14 protein-coding genes and 1 pseudogene are annotated in these 19,080 nt (G+C 71.8%); 6 read left to right on the top strand and 9 right to left on the bottom strand.

Annotation, left to right across the window (positions count from 1 at the left end):
• Positions 1-537: 537 nt before the first annotated feature.
• Positions 538-1,779, top strand: coding sequence for a protein kinase domain-containing protein (locus ACRAKJ_RS20035; protein WP_438925853.1), 1,242 nt, complete (start codon positions 538-540; stop codon positions 1,777-1,779).
• A gap of 463 nt (positions 1,780-2,242) precedes the next feature.
• On the opposite strand, the gene ACRAKJ_RS20030 is transcribed toward ACRAKJ_RS20035, so the two are convergent.
• The 3 genes from ACRAKJ_RS20030 to ACRAKJ_RS20020 are packed head-to-tail and all read right to left on the bottom strand — an operon-like array spanning position 2,243 to position 6,998.
• Positions 2,243-3,202, bottom strand: a complete 960-nt coding sequence (locus tag ACRAKJ_RS20030; RefSeq protein WP_438925852.1) for a hypothetical protein — start codon at positions 3,200-3,202, stop codon at positions 2,243-2,245.
• Complete coding sequence (locus ACRAKJ_RS20025; RefSeq protein WP_438925851.1) at positions 3,199-3,768, bottom strand: hypothetical protein; 570 nt, start codon at positions 3,766-3,768, stop codon at positions 3,199-3,201. Before ACRAKJ_RS20025 ends, ACRAKJ_RS20030 begins: the two co-directional genes overlap by 4 nt.
• Entirely contained in the window at positions 3,765-6,998 is a 3,234-nt protein-coding gene (locus tag ACRAKJ_RS20020) for a CHAT domain-containing protein (protein ID WP_447009074.1), read from the bottom strand. Before ACRAKJ_RS20020 ends, ACRAKJ_RS20025 begins: the two co-directional genes overlap by 4 nt.
• A gap of 70 nt (positions 6,999-7,068) precedes the next feature.
• On the opposite strand from ACRAKJ_RS20020, the gene ACRAKJ_RS20015 reads away from it, so the two are divergent.
• Positions 7,069-8,901, top strand: coding sequence for a hypothetical protein (locus ACRAKJ_RS20015; protein WP_438926108.1), 1,833 nt, complete (start codon positions 7,069-7,071; stop codon positions 8,899-8,901).
• Positions 8,902-8,970: 69 nt separating this feature from the next.
• Here ACRAKJ_RS20015 and ACRAKJ_RS20010 read toward each other — a convergent pair whose 3' ends face one another.
• From ACRAKJ_RS20010 to ACRAKJ_RS20000, 3 genes are all read right to left on the bottom strand, one after another.
• The gene (locus ACRAKJ_RS20010; RefSeq protein ID WP_438926109.1) at positions 8,971-9,642 is read right to left on the bottom strand and encodes a hypothetical protein; all 672 of its coding nucleotides are present in this window, start codon (positions 9,640-9,642) and stop codon (positions 8,971-8,973) included.
• Positions 9,643-9,840: 198 nt separating this feature from the next.
• Positions 9,841-10,398: a DegT/DnrJ/EryC1/StrS family aminotransferase gene (locus ACRAKJ_RS20005; RefSeq protein ID WP_438926110.1), complete on the bottom strand. Its 558-nt coding sequence runs from the start codon at positions 10,396-10,398 to the stop codon at positions 9,841-9,843.
• A 313-nt stretch (positions 10,399-10,711) separates the two neighbouring features.
• Positions 10,712-12,388: a BTAD domain-containing putative transcriptional regulator gene (locus ACRAKJ_RS20000; protein ID WP_438926111.1), complete on the bottom strand. Its 1,677-nt coding sequence runs from the start codon at positions 12,386-12,388 to the stop codon at positions 10,712-10,714.
• 77 nt (positions 12,389-12,465) lie between these two features.
• On the opposite strand from ACRAKJ_RS20000, the pseudogene ACRAKJ_RS19995 reads away from it, so the two are divergent.
• A pseudogene (locus ACRAKJ_RS19995) lies at positions 12,466-12,630 on the top strand (AfsR/SARP family transcriptional regulator); the annotation flags it as partial.
• A 57-nt stretch (positions 12,631-12,687) separates the two neighbouring features.
• Positions 12,688-14,922 (top strand): ATP-binding protein, encoded by a 2,235-nt coding sequence (locus tag ACRAKJ_RS19990; protein WP_447009104.1) that lies wholly within the window; start codon positions 12,688-12,690, stop codon positions 14,920-14,922.
• A gap of 584 nt (positions 14,923-15,506) precedes the next feature.
• Here ACRAKJ_RS19990 and ACRAKJ_RS19985 read toward each other — a convergent pair.
• A complete protein-coding gene (locus tag ACRAKJ_RS19985) occupies positions 15,507-15,917 on the bottom strand; it encodes a hypothetical protein (protein ID WP_438926112.1) in 411 nt (136 codons plus the stop codon).
• A gap of 1,104 nt (positions 15,918-17,021) precedes the next feature.
• On the opposite strand from ACRAKJ_RS19985, the gene ACRAKJ_RS19980 reads away from it, so the two are divergent.
• Positions 17,022-17,219: a DUF7669 domain-containing protein gene (locus ACRAKJ_RS19980; RefSeq protein ID WP_438926113.1), complete on the top strand. Its 198-nt coding sequence runs from the start codon at positions 17,022-17,024 to the stop codon at positions 17,217-17,219.
• A gap of 541 nt (positions 17,220-17,760) precedes the next feature.
• The gene (locus ACRAKJ_RS19975; protein WP_438926114.1) at positions 17,761-17,946 is read left to right on the top strand and encodes a hypothetical protein; all 186 of its coding nucleotides are present in this window, start codon (positions 17,761-17,763) and stop codon (positions 17,944-17,946) included.
• 39 nt (positions 17,947-17,985) lie between these two features.
• On the opposite strand, the gene ACRAKJ_RS19970 is transcribed toward ACRAKJ_RS19975, so the two are convergent.
• The gene (locus ACRAKJ_RS19970; RefSeq protein WP_438926115.1) at positions 17,986-18,153 is read right to left on the bottom strand and encodes a hypothetical protein; all 168 of its coding nucleotides are present in this window, start codon (positions 18,151-18,153) and stop codon (positions 17,986-17,988) included.
• A gap of 64 nt (positions 18,154-18,217) precedes the next feature.
• Positions 18,218-19,069, bottom strand: a complete 852-nt coding sequence (locus ACRAKJ_RS19965; RefSeq protein WP_438926116.1) for a DUF4082 domain-containing protein — start codon at positions 19,067-19,069, stop codon at positions 18,218-18,220.
• Positions 19,070-19,080 lie beyond the last annotated feature (11 nt).

Genomic DNA, 19,080 nt, shown 5'->3' with positions numbered 1-19,080 from the left:
CGCGGGACCACCCTTCGCCTCGTGACGGCGGAACCGCTCGTCCGGGCACGCTGTTGAACCCGGGGGACGTTCCGCGAACAGCCCGCGACGTCACCGGGCACCCCTACGGTACGGCGTGGTTCGGTAAAATCTCAACCTGAAAGTCGATCCGCCGCCTGGCCGGATTGTCGCGACACCCGCAAGGTGCGGTGACGTCATCGACTTTGTGAGGAAATAATGAGTAGATGAACAGTCGTGAACCTTGCTCATCCTGGACGTGGGCGGTGTCGGGACCGTAGAACACGAGCGGCAGTCGCATCAAAGTGACACACCGGATATTCCCACGTCCCGGGCTCGTGGCTCAACGCAGTCGCGTCGATTTCACCCGATCGTTGCCTTGCAGTGGATGCGGCAGGTATGCATATCACCCATGGTCGACTGGTGACGCGGACAACGCGGACCGGGTTTTCGAATCACCGACCAGCGACTCGTTCGCGGTAGCCGGCGACGGGAAATCCGGAAATATTTCATTTTCAGCCGACCAGGAAGGCGTGGTGGGTGTCCCAGCTTCAGGATGATCTGCTGGCCGGCCGTTACAAGCTGGCCGGAGCGTTGGGTTTCGGCGGTATGGCGGAGGTGTACCGGGCATGGGACACCGTGCTGTGCCGCGATGTCGCGGTCAAGCTGTTCCAGCCGAACGCCGACCTCGACGACCGGCGTCGGTTCGACAACGAGGCCCGCACGCTGGCCCGGCTGTCGCACCCCGGCCTGGTGTCGGTCCACGACACCGGTGGCAGTGACCGCGGCGCGTTCCTCGTGCTGCAACTGGTCGACGGGCGCACGCTGCGCCACCGCATCGCCCGGGGACCGCTGGCGGTCGAGGAGGTGCGCCGACTGGGCGCCCGGTTGTCCGGGGCGCTGGCGTACGTGCACGACCGGGGTGTGGTGCACCGGGACGTCAAGCCGTCGAACATCCTGCTCGACCGCGCGGGCGAGCCCTACCTGGCCGATTTCGGGCTGGCCCACCTGACCGGCGCCACCCGGTTCACCCGCACCGGCCAGATGGTGGGCACCGCCGCCTACCTGGCGCCTGAGCAGGTCCGCGGCACCGAGGTCGGCCCCGCCGCCGACGTCTACGCCCTCGGACTGGTGCTGCTGGAATGCCTGACCGGCCGACGCGAGTACCCGGGCGGCGATGTCGAGGCCGCCGTCGCCCGGCTCCACCGCCCACCGGACGTTCCCCGCGACCTGCCCGCGGACCTGGTGCGCCTGCTGACGCTGATGACCTCCCTGTCACCCCGCCGCCGCCCGACCGCCCACGACTGCGCCCGCGCACTGACCGGGCACACAGCTCCCGCCATCGAAGTCAAGCCCGACGACGCCCACGGGCGGAGCGCACCGACGCCCCCATCGGTACTCCGGTCGCCCGTGAAGACCCCGAAGAAGACGCTGACGGCCGCCGCGGGCTTGGTGGGTGCCGTCTGCATCGCCTGGACCATGTCATCGAGCACCTCCCCGGCGACCTCCGCACCGAACGGATCCGCCCCGCAGATTCCCGCCACGACCTCGTCCCCGAGCCCAACTCCGAGTTCCACCACAGCACCTGTCGTCGGTTCGACCACCGGGACCAGCACCGGGACCCCCGAGGTTCCGGGCGAGCAGCGAACCGACGATCCCGTCGTCCAACAATCATCCGCACCGGCGCAACAAGGACGGCGGCAGCCGGAGCAGGTGAAGGAGCAGCCGCCAAACCAGGCAAAAGACAAGGACGCGGGCAAGGACAAGAAGACCAAGCCATGAACCGCCGGCACCGACGCACACGCCTCGAATCGGCCAACGCAACCTTCGATTACCCGGAAATCTTCTAAACCGTCAACGCCGCCCCGGCCAGCCCCGGCCACAGCCCCGTCGTCACCGCCTGGCGGCTGCCCACCGGCCATTCGTACGGCAGGCGAATCCGTCATGCGGCGGTCGGACGGATTCGGGCCGCCGCCGTCACGACGGCGCGCTACGCACGTCGTGGGCAGGTCCCCCCGCCTGAGGAGTTGCTCGAACTGCAGCCGCGCGACCGCGCCCAACGACAGGAACCGTCCTGGCACGAGCGCACCCGCACAAGCACCGACGGCCTTCCAGGACTACCCCGATCAGCAGGACATCCCGCGCCTGCGTCCCTGGCGAGCCGCCGGCTGATACAGCAACGACCAACATTCCCGACAGAGGTCAAGCCGACAGCCTCGCCCGGAGGGTGCGATCCACACCGCGGCTACCTGAGCCACACCACCAGCAGTCCACTCACGACGAGCAGGATCCATGCGAGCACGCTCAACGAAACCGACGGCAGGGCCCGCACCTCCGAGCGATCCGCGGGCTCGGGCAACAGCGGCGTGTCGAGCGGGATGTTGCGGTACCAGAACTGGTTCAACCGCTGCCATTGTTCGTCGCCCTCCACACCGAGGACGGTGAGCAACTCATTGCGGTAGAGGTCGAACGCGACGCGCACCTGGTCGCCGTAGAGACGCGCCGGTGCCAGCGCGCCGCGGTAGGTGGCCCAGGCGACCGCGGCCGCGCCCCAGTAGCAGGTGAGGAACAGCCAGGTCGGCCCGCCGGTGACCGCGAGCCACCCTCCCGCCGCCACGGCGAAGAACGCGGCGTGGGCGGAGACCGTCACCTGGAACTCGACTTCCGCGCGGGCGGCGACCAACGAGGCCGTGAGCCTGTCCGGGAGCAAGGGGAACAAGCGCGGCCAGGTCAGGACGGCGTCCGCGCCGTACCGTTCGGACGGGTAGCTCTCCGCGGAACGCAGGATGTTGCCCAGCCGGGTCGGCAGGACGTCAGCGGGATCAGCCGGGTAGTCCGCCGCGCCGCGTTCGAAGCCGAGCCGACGCGCGCGCCTGCGGTGCCGGTGGGTGCCGGGCAGCACCAGCACGCGCCCCAACCGGCCCGGCCAGAGACCCTCGCAACACCGGATGAGCGATTGCGCCCGTCCTGAGACGAGGGCGGCGAGCAGCACGGCGACGACCACGACACCGGTGCCCGCCAGCGCTTTGACCGTGCCGTCGAGCGTGTTCCACGTGCGCAGGGCCTTGGCCGGATCGGTCAGCGTGCTCACGACCACCGCCCCGAGCGCGCCGAGGGTGATCAGGGTCGGCAGCAGCGCGTTGAGCAGGAAGCGCCGGTCGAACAGACCGGTGGTCTCCCGCACCACGTCGGTGAGCACGGTCATCCGCCCAGTTCGAGGTCGTGCGGCTCCCGATCGGGGTTGGCGCACGAGGGTGGCCTGCGTGGGTTCCAGTGCTCCAACGCGTTGCGGTAGCCGCACCGCGCGCAGGCGACGCGCGCGGCGGCGAGCCGCACTCGGCCGGGCAGCGCCCCGTCGGCCGAGGCACCGGCCGGGCCCATCTCGTTGCCGGACAGCAGGTGCTCACCGGAGGCGAGGTAGTCCGACACCCGCGCGACCGGGAGCGTCCCCACCGGTGTGCCGCCCCGCACCAGCACCAGCAGGGTGATCCCGAGCAGCAGCAAGCTGATCGACGGGGAATCGGCGAGTTCCGCGAAGGTCTGGTCCGCGTCGATCTCGACCGCGGGCGGCAGCGCCGGCCACGAAGCCAGCGTGTCCGCGTCGGCGTCGGCCAACTCGGGGGCGGACACGGTACCCAGCACGGCACCGTGGTCGTCGACCACCACTCCGACACCCCTCAGCACAGCACGTGCCTCGGCCGGGGTCAGCTCGGCTGCCAGGATGGTGAACTCGTGGTCGCCGTGGTCGACGACCCGATCCCAGGGCTTCACCGCCAGTCCCCGATCAGCACGAAACCGGCCCAGTAGTAGGGATGGGCATACAGCCTCCTGGTGTAGTCGGGCCGCGCGGTGGTGCCCCGCGCGGCCAGCACCGCCCTGGCGTGTGCGGCGAACAACCCTTGGTCTTCACCGCTCGCGGAGTCGAGCAGCTCGTCGTACGCGTCGGCCGCCGCGGTGAAGTCGCCCGCGCGGAACCTGATGTCCGCCACGCTCCGCGCGACCGCCCGCTCGTCACCACCGACCGCGGTACAGTAGTCGATCACGTCGGCGCAGGTCGACGCACGCGCGGCGAGCTGCGCCGTGCGCAGCGCCTCCGCCTTGCCCGCGCCGGCCTTCCGCGCCCGGTAGAACGAGTTCATCAGCAGTCCGGTGGCCACCTCGTCCACCGACCACAAGCTGACCAGCACGGCCGACGCACCCGCGTAGATCAACGCCCTGGGCAGGCCGAACAACTCGTCGCCCTCCCTGCGGTGCGCGACCCCGCTCTGGCACGCGCTCAACGTGACCAGGTCCGCGGGCAGTGACATCCCGAGGATCCGCTCGACGGTCAGCGCACCGTCGGGGTCCTCGTCCGCGAGCAGCACACGGGATCGCGCGGGCCGCTGGGCGTCGAACTCGCCGTGGCAGGCGATGTGGAGCACGGAGACGTCCTCCTTCACCGCGGACCTCATGCCCCCGACCGAGGCCTGCTCGCCGACGAGCCGTTCAGCACCACCCAGCAGCGAGGCGATCACCCGGCTCTGCGCCCGCGAGTGCGCCAACGGCCGATCCGGTCGGGAATCGGCCAGCACGACCGACCTGCTCGCGGTCGGTCGTCGTTTCCCCTGGCAGTAGCGCATGACCGCGGCCGACGGGGTGTAGCAGGTCGGGTTCCGCTCGGCCAGCGGCACGCCGTCGACCTCGATCGCGTGCAGCGGCACGCCGTGCAGGTGGTCGTGCGGGACGATCCAGATCACCTGTCCCGGCCTGCTGTGCCGGACCACCGGTACGACCAGGGGGCTCAACGCCTGCCAGTCGTCCAGGCGCGCGGAGCGCACGTCGTCGAACGAGTCGCCCACGATCGAGGCGAGCGCGGCACGGCGCATCGGCACGCGCACGACGGCGGGTTCAGCGGTGCCGGATTCGATCAGCAGCAGCACGACGGCGTCTTCGGTGACGTGGTACTCGACCAGCAGCGCCTGTCCCAGCAGCGGGCCGAGGTCGGCGAACGTGAGCGGATCGCCACGGCGGAGCTGGACGTACTCGGCCCCGTGCACCCCCGTGGTGGTCATGTCCCGCCAGGTGGCGCTCAACCGGGTGCGGGCGGCCCGCACGGAGGCCAGCGCGGCGACGCGGCGACCGACCGGTCCTGTCACCGAACGCCAGCGGTCGATCTCGGTCATGGCGTCGCGTTCACGCCGGAGCAGGTGGTCGGGCACGTGGTCGGCCCGCAGGTGGGTGGTGCCGAGCTGCTCCAGCAGCAGTCGCGACCGCGACCGCTCCGCCAGGTCGAACGCGGCGACGGAGGCCCGTGGTCGGCCGGTCGCGGCCGCCGCCGCGGTGAGCAGGCCGATCTGGTGGGAGTGCAGGGTCTCGAACCAGCCGTTGACCTGCAGGCGCAGTGTCTCGTCGAAAACCTCGTCGTGGAAGCGTTCCTGCAACCGGAGCGCCTCGTCCAGGGTCTTGAACGCCGCGCGCGGGTCGATCGGGGTCTGCAGCCTGGCCAGTTCGGCGAGCACCCCCATCGCGGTGAGTTGCTGGGAGTTGCTCTCCAGCAGGGCTGCGGCCGCGTGCAGCTCTCGAGCGCCCTCCGCGTGCCGTCCTCGGCGGAACAGCCTGGTGCCGCGGCCGATCATCCGTTGCGCCGGGCCGGTGTCCGGGTAGCGGGTGCGGGAGATCTCGTGCTCCTCGGCCGGCGCCCCCGGCGGAGCGGCGGTGACGAGGGGGAGCCACGGTGGGGCGTCCTCACCCGAACCGCTCGGCGGTCCGGTGACGGAGTGGTCCTGGCCGCCGATGTTCGCACCCGCCCAGCGGCGGACGGGTGCCGCCAGTCCGGTGTCGGCGGCGATCGCCGCGTGTTCGGCGGCGGCCTCGGCGCCGCGGTCCAACCGCTCGGCCAGCAGCCGGGCGCGCAACAGCCGCGCCCGGGCCGCGATGTCGGGTTCCCCGACCTCCTCGTACCCGGTCGCGGCGGCGTGGTACGCGGCGACGGCGGCCTCCCAGTCCGCCGCGGCTTCCAGCACCTGTCCGCGGGCGAACGCGCAGCAGGCCCGCGCTCGGACGACCTGGACCGAGGCGACGTGCGGCTGTGCGATGCCGATCAGGTGCTCCGCGGCGGTCAACCAGTCCTTGCCGGCGGCGATGGCGTGCGCGGTCGGCGGCCACTGGTCCTGTCGGAAGTTCCCGCGCAGGTCGTAGACGGCCAACTCGGCCATGGTGTGCGGCAGGGCCATCCCGGTCGGCTCCCGCACCTCGTCACAAAGCCACGCCTCGGCGTGGCGGGGATCGTCCTTCCGGAAGTGCCGCGCCGACTCGACCCTCGACCACCACAGCACCCAGTCGTCCGACCCGAGGTGCACGGCGATCGTCACCAGGGCCGTCAGCGAGACCGCGATCGACGTCCACGCGCCGCCCGTCGACGGCTGGACCAGGAACGCGTAGGTCAGGGCCGTGCCGTTGGCCAGGACGCTGACCGGGTGGGCCACCCACCAGGCCCACGGGACCGGCCGGCGCAGCAGCGTGGTGGACATGACCTGCATCAGCACCACCGAACCCGAGGTGAGCAGGACGTCCAGCGCCCCGCTCGGCAGCAGGTCGGCGCCGAGGCGTGCCGATCCGACGAGCATGCTCAGGTTCACCACCACTTCCAGCACCACGTGCCGGCGCCGCTCGTGACGGCTCGCCTTCCGGTAGCGGAATCCGCTCACCACGCACACGACCGACGCGAGCCCGCCCACCGCCACGGTCAGCACCGGGTTGACCGGACTGCCGACCGAGGCGACGCCGGCACCGATGCCCATCGGGACCCACACCTGCACCCGCCAGACAGCGTGCACCAGCCGGTCCGGCAACCCCAACGGCCTACCGGGTGTTGGCGTCCGGTGCCGCTGCCGCAATCCGACACCGGCCACCGCCGCGAACGCGATGAACCACGCCGCCGTCGTGATCACACGCGGGTCGAACGGCAGCAGACCTGCGTGCTGCGCCAGGCCGTGGGCCAGGGTCGTCGCACCGTCACGCACGAAACCATCATTCCCGCTCGCCGCTACCGCCACAATGAGGTGTCCGGTCGCGCGACGCGAAGGAGTCCGGGTGGGGGTCGCGAGCACTGTCCCAGACCCGTCGGCGATCGCGTACGCGGTGCTGGCCGTCGCGAGCGCGGTGCTGGTGCTGTCCCGGTTGCGGGAGGTGTTCGGCCCGGGCGAACGTGGGCGGAAGCTCTACGTCCTCGACCTGGTGGTCGCGCTCGCCCTGCTGTTCGGCATGCGCCGGTTCACCGACCTCGCGCAGGCCCAGGACCACGTGCTGCTCGTGGTGGCATCCGGCCTGGTCGCCGGACTGGCGGGTCTGGCCACCACGGGGTTCGTCGCTTTGGTGGTGGCCGCCACCGGCGATCACGCGTCACCGGTGATCACCTGGTTCGTCACGCCGCTGCTGCTCGGTGCGGCGCTGCGCAACATCCGGCTCGCACCGGAGGGGCCGCCCGACGTCGGCGGCGAGCTGACGGATCACGCCGCGCGGTGGTTGATGAGGCCGACCGCGGTCGACGTGCTGTGGGGGCTCGCGGCGAGGCTGGTGTGCGTCGTACCCCTGGTGCTCGTGCTCCTCGTGCCGGGAGCGGAGGTGCCGCCGCAGGCGCGGATCGCGGGTGCCCTGGTGATGTGGTTGATGCTGTTGGCCGCCGACCGGGGTCGACGTCCCCTGCTGATCAGCCACCGCCGAGCCGCTCGGACGAGCGATGTCGGCCTGTTCCTCGTGCTGTTGGCGATCGCCGCCGGTCCGGGCGGTGAACTGGTCTCACAGTGGTGGGTGGCGCACGTCGCCGACGCCCAGTGGTACGTGGTCACGGCCGGGGCCGGCGTGATGCTGCTCCACGCCGTCATCAGTCCGCGCTTCGACCGGTGGCGGCTGTCCTGGCTGGTGGTGCGGGCCAGGCGGACCCTCATCGGACTGCCGCAGGTCGCCTTCGGCTGCTCGGTCCTGCCGTTCCTCGTCACGGGGGTGTTCCACCCGGCTCGAGGACCGCTGCTGTCGGCGTTCGCCGCGTTGGCGACCGGCCTCGTCCAGGCGATCGGCTCGGGGTGGAGCGGCGACGGCTTCACCCGTCAGGGTGCCGACGTGCTGGTGCTGGTGCGCGCTGCTGCGCGGAAGCGGAAGATGCTGCTCGCCGGATGGCGGAACGACCACTTCCACCGGCGTCGGACCGTGCGGATCCGACCGTGGGCATACACGGACCTGCCGCGGATGGCCGGGGTGATGGCGCTGCTCGGCGCCGAATCCGCGCGGGGGACCACGGCCGTGCACATGGCGCTGCCGTGGGGCGGCCTGGTACGGGTGGACCACACCCTCACCCAGGAGCTCCTGCGGCTGGCGGAGCAGGTGCTCGACGAGGTGGAGGAGACGTTCCCCGGGCAGATGTCGACGCCGGGCACCGCAGGACACCACGTCCAACAGATCGCCCGCGCCGACCTGGCCATACACCGTTCCACGGTGGCGCAGTACCTCGACGACTTCGAAGGCGCGATCGCGGCGACGCGCCAGGCCGCCGACCACTACCTCGCGGTCACGGCGCCGGCGCACGCGGCCACCGGCATCATCCACACCGCGAACAGGCTCTCCGCCGTGGGCCAGCACGAGGCCGCCGCCGACCTGCTCGCCGAGGTACCCGACGACCTGCCGCCACCCGTCCGGCGGCTGCTGCTCGTCGTCCGGGCCGCCGCGGCACAGCGGTCGGGCCGCAACGCCGCCGCCCGCACCCTGCTCGCCACCGCACGGGCGATCCCCGACCGCAGCGCCTTCGCGTTCCGCAAGGCGTTCCTCGCGGAGCGGGTCAAGTTCCCCTCTTTCGCGGAAGGCGCGCACAAGGCGCTGACGACGGCCGAACGCGAACTCGACCGCAAGCTCGGCCTGCTCACCGGCCCATGACATGCGACGCGCACGGCCGCGGCCTGTACCGATGGCCACCCGACCGAAGGCGTCCGGCCCGGGTGTCGATCACCCGGGCTGCCGCCGGTGATCCGCCACGACCACCGATCTGAGCAGCACGAAGTTGAACACCAGCACGGTGAGGAGGTAGAGCACGAGCGCCCCGGGAACGACCAACGACATCAGCAGCGCGCCGAAGACGTACATCTTCCACCCGCTTGGCGGCTTGTTGCCCTTCAGGGCGTATGAAGTCGTGAACACCAGAGGGATCACCAGGTAGCCGACAACAGCCGGGAACCCCTCACCGGTCATCACCGTGAACGCGCTCTCGCCCAGGTCGACCCACCCGAAGTCCATCTCTCCCCGGCTCCGCGTCAGATCCAGCCACAAGGCCGACCCCCGGTCGACGAAGCGGGGACCACCGCCGCCGGCGACGTCCACCCGGGTCATCCCGATCAGCGTGATCGCGACCACGACGGCGACCGCCACCATGGTGATCCGCCTGAAGGCCATCAGCGCCAGGAGCGGCCCCCTGAGGAGCGCTCGGTGCAGGAACACCTCGTCCACGTGTACGCCACTGCTCGTGTCGAGCGTGCGGTAGAAGGCGATCTTCTTCGACGCCAACCGTGCTTCGAACAGGAGCAGCGGCGCGAACACGATGCTGATCACCAGCGAGGCGAGCACGATCGCCGCGCCGTAGGACGGCCAGATCCCGTAGCACCACCGGACGACGTCAGCCACCAACGGCACGGTCCGAACCTCCCGGTGTGCGGCGACGGGCCACTGCGGGTCCGCACCCCGCTCCCGGTGGTGCGACCACGGCCCTACTCTGCCCGATCACCGATGCGGTCGCAGGCTTTTGCTCCTCCGCGCGAGCGGGGGGTGTTCCGCGTACGTGACCCGCGCACCCCCACTCCGCTCAGGATGCTCTCACCGCGTTCATCGCCCAGGTGTGCGGCGGCGGTCATGGCGGGATGGCCCGTCCACTTGTCGCGGACGCCGGCCGAGCGGACCTCTATCGCGGTGCCGCCGCGGCGGGCGGCAGTGGTTGCCCAGGCAGACGGTGGTGGTGTCGTCGGGGCGCAGGGCGGGGTGGAAGGGCGGGCTGAGCAGTTCGGTGGCCGTGGCCTCGCTGACGGGCAGGTCGCGGTGCCAGGCGGTGAAGGTGGGTTGGAAGTGGTCGGGCGGGTAGTGCACGCCCACGCCGATCCCCTGCTCGCGCAGCCGGTGGAACACCCGGTCGTGGTCGGGCACACGCACCACCCGGTGGAAGGGCACGCTGTGCCCGATGTCGAGGTCGACCAGCCTCGCCTGGTCCAGGTCGGCGAGCCGGTCGAAGCCGTGTAGTTGGGCGGAGCCGATGGCGGCGTTGAGGACGGGCAGGTGGGCGCGGAGCCCGAAGTCCGCGACCCGGTAGAAGGTCGATCGGGCGCGCGTGTCGTGGCGTGCCGTGATGCCGCGCCGGTCGAACCCCTCCCCCAGTTCGCCGAGGTCCACGACACGGCCGCCACAGAGAACTGGTAGGCCGGTGAGGTGACCCCCTCTTGTCCCCGATGGCAGGGCGGCCGATCCCGACCGGCGCGGCTGGGCGCGGATGTCCCGGAGGACCACCGCGGCGGTCCTCCCGGCCGCTTGTCCCGTGGTCGCGGCCGCCACCTGTCCGTTCGGGCTGATGGTGACGTCGCTGAAGCAGCCGCTGTACTTCGACGGAAAGCTCAGGCGGCGCGGCTGCGCCGGGTCGTCGACCGCCCAGAAGGTGAGCGCGCCGCCGTTCGAGCCGGTGGCCTGCGACTTCGCCCGGCCGGTCCGGTCACCTGGCCGGCGCGTGTTCCCGCACGTGCAGGCGGACGAAGTGGTCGATGCGGTAGCGGTCCGGGGTGCTGGGCCGGACCAGGTGGGTGTTGCCGAGGCGGCGCAGCAACTTCCGGGCGACCGCCGTGGTCGTGCCGGTGAGACCGGCCACCTCGTCCGCCGTCACGTCGTTGCCGGGCAGCGCCGCCAACGCGGTGAGCGCCTCGCGGTCGTCCGGACTCAGCGCGCCGCAGGTACCGGCCAGCACCGTGCGCAGATCTGCGGCGCGCTCGCCGAGGTCCAGCGCGTCCAGCGGCGCGGCGCGCAGCTCCTCGACCAACTCCTCCACCGGGTGCTCCTCCGCCCGGGCGGCGACGATGCCCAGCGCCAGTGGCAGGCCCGCGCAGTGCCGGATCAGTTCGTCCACCGGGCCGGTCAACCGGGTCGGTGGGAGCCGCCGCGCCAGCAGGGCTCGGGATTCCGCCGGGTCGAGCGGACCCAGGTCGAGCACCGGCGCACCGTGCGTGGCGGTCAGGCTCGTCAGGCGGTTGCGGCTGGTGACGAGCACCGCGCACGTCGAGCCGCCGGGCAGCAAGGGCGCTACCTGGGCGGAGTCGCGTGCGCCGTCCAGGATCACCAGCATCCGGCGGTCGGCCACGGTCGCCCGGTAGAGCGCCAGGCGGACGTCGAGCCCGCTCGGGGGCGGTCCCACGCCCAGGCCGTCCAGCAGGGAGTCCACGGCTCGGGAGGTGCTCAGCGGCTCCTGGTGCGGGTCGAAGCCCCGCAGATCCAGGTAGACCAGCCCGTCTGGGAACTGCGCACGGTGTGCCCACCGCAGCGCGAGCCAGGTCTTGCCCACCCCGCCCGGCCCGGTGACGACCGCCTGGCCGGTCCGCCGGACGGTCCGGTCGAGCGCTTCCAGCTCGGCGGCGCGGCCGACGAACGCCTCGGGCGCGGGCGGCAGCCTCCGGGGCGCACGCGACGCCGTCGGCGCGTGCACCAGCCGCTGCCGGACCTCGCGCAGCTCCACGCCGGGCACGACGCCCAGCTCGTCCGCCAGCCGCCGCCGGATGAGGTCGTAGTGATCCGCCGCGTCCGCCTGCCGGCCGCTGCGGTGCAGGGCCAGCACCAGTTGCGCGGCCAGCCTCTCGTCCAGCGGGTGCTCGGTGGCCAGGGCGAGGAGGTCGGGCAGCAGCGCGGCGTGGCGCCCCGACCGCAGCAGCGCGTCGTGGTGGTCCAGGCGGGCCGCGTGCAGCTCCGCGTGCAGGACCCGGCGTACCTGGTCCAACCACGGTGACGCCGCGCCGGTGAACGGCTCGCCGCGCCACAAGGTGAAAGCCCGGGCGCGCAGCACCTCCGCCCCTGCCTGGTCCGCGTCCCGCGCCCGGTTCAGCAGGTCGCGGAACACGTGCAGGTCGACGGCCGTGCGGGGAACGCGCAGCCGGTAACCGGCGGGTGTGCGATCCACGTTCACCGGCAGCGCGGCGCGCAGCCGCGACACGTAGCTGCGCAGCGTGTCGATCGCGCGGCGCGGTCGGTCCGGACCCCACACCCGCTCGGCCAGCTCGTCGGGCGGCACCGGCCGGTCCGGGTCGACCAGCAGCACCGCCAGCACGGCGCGTCGCCTCATCGGTCCGGGGTCGACCGGATGGCCGTCCACCTCCGCGCCGATGTCCCCCAACAGCCTGAATCGCATCGCCACCCGCATCCCCCTCGATCCCCTTCCGGCCGGTACAGCGGTTCGCGCCGGCACGCGCCAGGCATCATGACGGGGTGGAGTTCTCGGTGCTCGGGCCGGTGCGGGCCGTGGTCGACGGGCAGGACGTGGCCCTGGGACCCAGCCGGCAGCAGGTCGTCCTCGTCGCCCTGCTGGCCGACCCGGGCAGGCCGCTGCCGACGGCCGAGCTGGTCGAGCGGGTGTGGGGCGACCGGCCACCGCACCGGGCCCATGCGACGCTGCGCACCTACCTGTCGCGGCTGCGCGCCGCGTTGCCGGTGCGCATCGAGCGCACACCCGGCGGCTACCTGGCCCACGTGCCTGGGGCCGCCGTCGACCTGCACCGGTTCCGCGCGCTGCTGGCCGAGGGGAAACCCGACCGGGCCTTGGCGCTGTGGCGCGGCACGCCGTTCGAAGGGCTGGACAGCCCGTGGCTGCGTCGCCTGCGATCCCTGGTGGAGACCGAGCGGGCCGCCGCTCGCACCCCGGTCGGCGACGCGCGGGTCGTGCCGCGCCAACTCCCGGCGCGACCGCGCCGGTTCAGCGGGCGGACCGGGGCGCTGGCCGCGTTGGACGGCTCCGGCACGACGGTGATCTCCGCGCTCGGCGGCGTCGGCGGCGTCGGCAAGACGTGGTTGGCGCTGCACTGGGCCTACGAGAGGCTGGACCGATTCCCCGAGGGGCAGTTGTACGCGGACCTCCAGGGGTTCGCCCCGATCGGGGCCCCCGTGCACCACACCACCGTCGTCCGGCACTTCCTGTACGCGCTCGGCGTCGACCCGACAGTCGTCCCGGACGATCCCGAGGCGCGCGCGGAGCTGTACCGCGCCCTGACCGGTGGTCGCCGTTTGCTGGTGGTGCTGGACAACGCCCGCGACAGCGAGCAGGTCGTGCCGCTGCTGCCCGGCCCCGGTTGCACCGTCATCGTCACCAGCCGCAACCAGCTCGGCGGGCTGGTCGCCAGGCACGGCGCGCACCGGTTCGCGCTGGGCGTGCTGGACACGGCGGAGTCCCGTGCGCTGCTGGTCGAGCACATTGGCGCGGAACGGTCCGACGCGGAACCGGAGGCCGTCGCGGACATCATCACGTGGTGCGGCGGCTTGCCCTTGGCGCTGGGCATCATCGCCGCTCGCGCCTCGGCCCACCCGGAGCTGCCCCTGGCCGTGCTCGCCGAGGAGCTGCGCGAGCACGCCGAGCGCCTGGATGCCCTGGACACCGGCGACGACCTGACCCTGCGCGCCGTGTTCTCCTCGTCCTACGAGGCGCTGAGCCCGCGGGCGGCGACCCTGTTCGCCCTGCTCGGCTCGGCCCCCGGACCCGATACCACCCTGCCCGCCGCCGAGGCGGTGCTCGGCGGGGCGGCCCGCCGACCGTTGCGCGAGCTGGAGGCAGCCCACCTGATCACCGCGACTTCCGCCGGCCGTTACCGGATGCACGACCTGGTCCGGCTCTACGCCGCGGAACACGCGGGCGCCGACCGCGAAGCGGCCCTGGCCCGGCTGACCAGCTTCCACCTCCACAGCGCCCACCACGCCGACCGGCTGATCGATCCCGAACGCCCGCCCGTCGAGGTCGACCCGCCGCTGGTGGACCCGTACCGGACGGCGGACCCGGAGCGGGCCTGGGAGTGGCTGGCCGCCGAGCACGACAACATCGTCGCCTGTCAGCAGCTCGCCGTGCGAGAGGAACGGCACGCCGCGGTGTGGCAGCTCGCGGCCGTGCTGGACACCTTCCACTACCGCCGGGCGCTCTCCGCCGACCACGTGGAGGCGTGGCGGCACGGCCTGGCGGCGGCCGAGCGCGCCGGTGACGAGACGGCCACCGCCCGGGCTCACCGCAACCTCGGCCAGATCCTGATCAACCTGGGTCGGCTGAGGGAGTCGCGCGACCACCTGCTGGCGGGCCTCGCCGTCGCCGAGCGGACCGATGACCTGCCCCTTCAGAACCACCTCCACCAGATCCTCGCCCGCACCTGGTCCGAGCTCGGCGACAACCGCCGGTCGCTGGAGCACGCCCACCGCACCCTCGACCTGGCCAGGCGCGCCGGCGACCGGCTCCAGGAGGCCAAGGCGGTCAACCAGATCGGCTGGGTGCACGTCGTGCTCGGCGAGTACGACGAAGCCCACGAGCAGTGCACCAGGGCGCTGCGCCTGCTGGAGGAACTCGGCTCCGATGTCGGCCGGGCCGAGGTGCACGACAGCCTCGGTGCCGTCGAACGCAAACGGGGCAACCCCGCGAAGGCGGTCGGCCACTACCGCGCCGCGGCGGCGCTGCTCGCCGACCTCGGCCACTCCCGCTACGAGGCTCCCGTCCTGGCCGAGCTCGGCGAGGTTCACGCCGACCTCGGCCAGGACGGGCAGGCCCGCGAAGCGTGGAACACGGCGCTGTCCCTGTTCCAGTCCCAGGAACGGCACGCGGAAGCCGCCGAGGTGGCCCGGCGACTGAGCGGTGTCGACCGCGCGTCTTCCCCGCCGCCGTCGCGAGACCGCACCCCGGACGCCACCGGTCGCTGATCCGCGCGGCGTCCGGGGTCTTCGGCGAACGGTCCCGGCGCGGCCGGCAGACCTGGTCGGCCGGCGGCAGTGCGCGTTCGAGTTCGCGGTGGGGTTGTCGCGGCGGTACCGCGCAGCGTCGAGCAGCGCGACCGCAACGGCCTGGCACGCCCCCCGGGTGCCAGGTCGTGCGTCGGGTTCGAGGTGGGCCCCGTGCACGTGAGGGCTCGCTCGCGTGGTGGCCGTGGTGGTGGACCCGACGCGGTGCACCGGTGGCTTCGCGTCCACTCGTCCGTCCCCCTGCAGTCCGGTCGTTCCAGTCGGTGGCCTTGAACCTCCCTGGTGGAAGTGAAGATCATCGCGGTGCCTCACCGCGGTCGGTTCGGCGTGCTCGTCCAGCCAACGGGCCGGTGGCCGCCGCACCGACACCGTTGCCGGCTGATCCCGCATCGCCGGGACGCCGGAGTGGTGCACGGTGTCCTGCACCGGTAGCCCGGAAGGGCTGGGATCCGGGTGGGGAGACCACGTCACCGCGGTCTCCCCACGTCCGGCAAGGAGCGCCTTCGCGGCCACCGCTCAGACCGGTCCGGGTTCCCCCTCGACGATCACCGGCACTCGGCGCGGATCCCCTGCGTGTTGAACTTGTTGATCTGGTAGTCGCCGATGTTGTCGCCGTTGGTGTCGACGTCGAGCACCGGGTACGTGCAGCCCGGCCCGATCCAGGTCGGCCAGGTGTGGGTCACGGTGTAGCCGACCGCTGCCTTCACGAACCCCGGCCCGGTGTTGGTCTTCTGGGTCCGATCGTTGTACCAGCCCACGTTGACCCCGTCGGTGACGTTGCCCGGGTGGGTGCGCGTGAAGCTGACCTGGATGTAGCCGGTGGTGTGCAGCGGACTGACGAAGAGACCGAGCACCCCACCGGGCAGGTGGCTTTCCGCGGCGACAGCCGGAGCGGCCATCCCCCCGACCAAAGCCGCCGCCATCGCCGACGCTGCCAGTGCCCTGCGAATCGCCATGTCATCCCCCATCATTGAGTGGCGCTGTCGAGACCACAGTCGTCGACGAGGGCTGACCACAACGTGGTGACATCGTTGAATCCGCAGGTCAACACGGCTGCAGCCCGGCCACGTCCGGTAGTCGCCATCGGTCTTCCGGTCACCGAACCAGTCACCCGGCCCTGTCCGACGGGTGGCGCCGAATGGGCAGTGAAGGTGCCGACAGGGTTCCGATGAAGCCGAGAGCGCTGTCCCGGCCCATGGCGACGTTGGTGTCGACGTAGGTTTTCACGTGAACGCACTTCTGACCGATGTCGGACGACGCGGTGCCGGACAGGCCCGATCACGGCAAGGCGGGTTCAGGCGGTATGGGACATCGGTGGCCGCCGAACTGCGAGGTTATCTGGAGCGTGGGCTCGGCGGGCTGCTCACCGAGGACGTGGTGCGGTTCGCCGCCGCGCGGGCCCTGGTGGCAGCCGGTGTGGACGCGACGGTGTTGCGGATGGAGGCGCCGCACCCGGCGTTGAAGGGTTCGCGGGTCGATCTGGTGGTCGGGCGGCTCGTGCCGGTGGCGTTGATCGAGTTGAAGTTCCCGCGGGAGCCGAACGAGGTGAACGCGGCGTGGACGATGATCTTGGGCGAAGTCCTGAGGACTTCTATCGACTGGCCGCCTATCCCCGGCGAGGTCGACCGGGCCCTCGTCTACGTCGAGAGCAACCGTCTGCGCAGGTACATAGCCGGTGCCGCGCGGCGCTACGGAGTCGACCTGGACACCGACGCGGTCATGCTCGTCCCTGCCCCCGTCGCCGGACTGCCCGCCACGGCCCTGGACACATCGGTGCCTGCCTGCCTGCCTGGCCCGGCACCGCGCCACGGCGCCCCGCCTCGCGGTCATCCCCGTCAACGACACCCTGCGCCTGGCCATCTACCACGTCGACCCGCTCGCCACCCCGCAGACTGCGGCCCTGCCCGCAGGTGGTCCCGAGGTAGAGCGGCCGCTGCCTCCGGTGCAGGCGGCGCGGCGCGCGGCTGCGACGGTCACCGGTACCGACACGCCACCGACCCGACCGGGTTCCCATGGCGTGAGGGAGAAGGCGCGCAGGGAGATCCTCGACGGTCCAAGCCGTGTTGACCCGGTCCGGCGCGTCGACCTTCACGCTGGCCGAGGTCGTCGCCGAGATGGCCCGCCGGGGCACCGGCTACGCCGAGGGCACCCTCCGCACCATGGTCACCTCGCACCTGTGCCACAACGCCACCGACCACGCCACCTACGACGACCTGGAACGAGTCCATCGCGGCATCTACCGGCCGGTATCGGACTGACCGGCACCTGCGGCCGTAGGCGATCCGTGCAGACCGCGCGGTACAGGAGCGCGAGGGCCCGACAGTGTGTCCACGATCCGCACCCTCTGGAGGATGAATGGAGCCGCAGGTCCGCGACAACACCTCGGTGTTGGGCAGTCTGCTCGACGAGATCTTCTGGACGTGCGCGAACGTGCGCGGCTACCGCGCTAGGCATTCACTCAAGGCCCGACAGCGGGGGACTGTTTCAAGATCGGCTCTGGCACACTTTCGGTGGTGACGGTGAGTAGCCAGTCACGGCCGTGACCTTGCGGTGAAGATCGATCCCCTTGCCGGGAAGGTGCTTTCGGGTTGTCGACGCCTTCGTCACCGCAGCGCCGGGCGCCGGACGGCACGGCCGCAACCCGGCTGCGGACCGCGACCACCGCCCTCTGCCACGCACCCAACAACCGGAACCGCCGGTCCGGAGTACCGCCCCCGCAAGGGGATCGGCATCCATCACGGGATCACGACCCAACCAGCTACTCAACGTCACCAACGAAAGTGCGCCAGAGCCACTCGTTTGACAGACCCGGCTCGCGCGGTCTGGCGGGAGGCGCTGGAGCTGTATCGGGATCAAGGCCGCGACACCGACGCCGACCACGTCCAACAACAACTCGACGACCTCGACAACACCACCAACCGCAATCCGGACGCGGCCGCTGACCGTTCACAGGCCGGCATCCAGGCGGGGAACGATCAGCGGTAACGCGGGAACGGCATCAGTTCCCACCGTCCAATCCGCTGCTCAGCGGATTCCGTCGACAGCCCGCAGGCCATTGGGCCACTCCGGCAAGTCGGTGTCCTCCCCGAGACGCAGGCTGCGGGTGTACTCCGCATGCGCGGTGTGCAGGTTGCACCTGTCGAGGCCCTCGGCGCCGGGCAGCAGCCTGTCACCGGCACCCTGGTGGAACACCTTCTCTGCACCCCCAGGACCTGTGCGGCGACCGGCCATCTCGCATGCCGAGTCCGGCCACGGGTCAGGGAGTGAGGCTGAAGGTGGGCATGATCCAGTAGTTCGTGCCCCGGTAGGTCTGCGTCGGGTAGCCACCGTCGGCACCGTAGCGGTAGTAGCTGCCGCTCGTCCGGAACGGCGACCGGGCCAGCAATCCGGTGAAGTAGTCCGGGGACGCCGCGTAGCCACCGGCCGGGGTGTAGTAGGTGATCATGAGCCCCTGCCAGCGCAGCACCGGCAGGGGCGTGGTGAGGCGCACCTGCTGCACGCCCGTGCCCGCCGGTGCCGTGACCTGCGTGATCCGGGTTCCGGTCGGGTTGTAGACGCGCATGATGAGTTCGCCGGTGTAGGTACCGCGCCGAATCATCGCGCCGGTGAGGTAGCCGTCGCGGTCGACCATGGTGCTCAATCCCAGCTCGACCGGCTGGTCGTCGGTGTGGGCGGCGAGCGGCTTGTCGACCATGTCGAACACGCACTCGCAGGTCACCGAGGGCGGGGGCAGCGTCGGCCCGCCCATCTGCACGACCACCGAGGCCGCCGGCCCGGCGGTGTCGCCGACGACCGCGCGGGCCAGCACCGTGTGGGAGCCCGCGGTCGTGGGCGTGAAGTCGTGGAACCACCCACTCGGGGTCCCCGAGGCGCTCGTCCAGCCGATACCGCCGTCGGTGGACACCTCCACCCGCACTCCCGGCTCCGTCGACGACGTGCCGGTCACCATCACCGTCGTGCCGTTCGCGATGAGGAGGTTCGGAGTCGGCGTCCGGATGACCGCCACGGGATCGGCGGCGGACGACACCGGGTCTGCGGCTACGGGCGCGGCGGTGACCACCAGGGCGGTCACGGTCAACACGGCGAGCAGTGCTCGTGATCGGAACACGGTTCCCCTCT

The organism is Saccharothrix sp. DSM 118769, assembly GCF_052936295.1.
The sequence above is the reverse complement of the archived record's forward strand: the minus strand, read 5'-3'. Positions and strand labels throughout refer to the sequence as shown.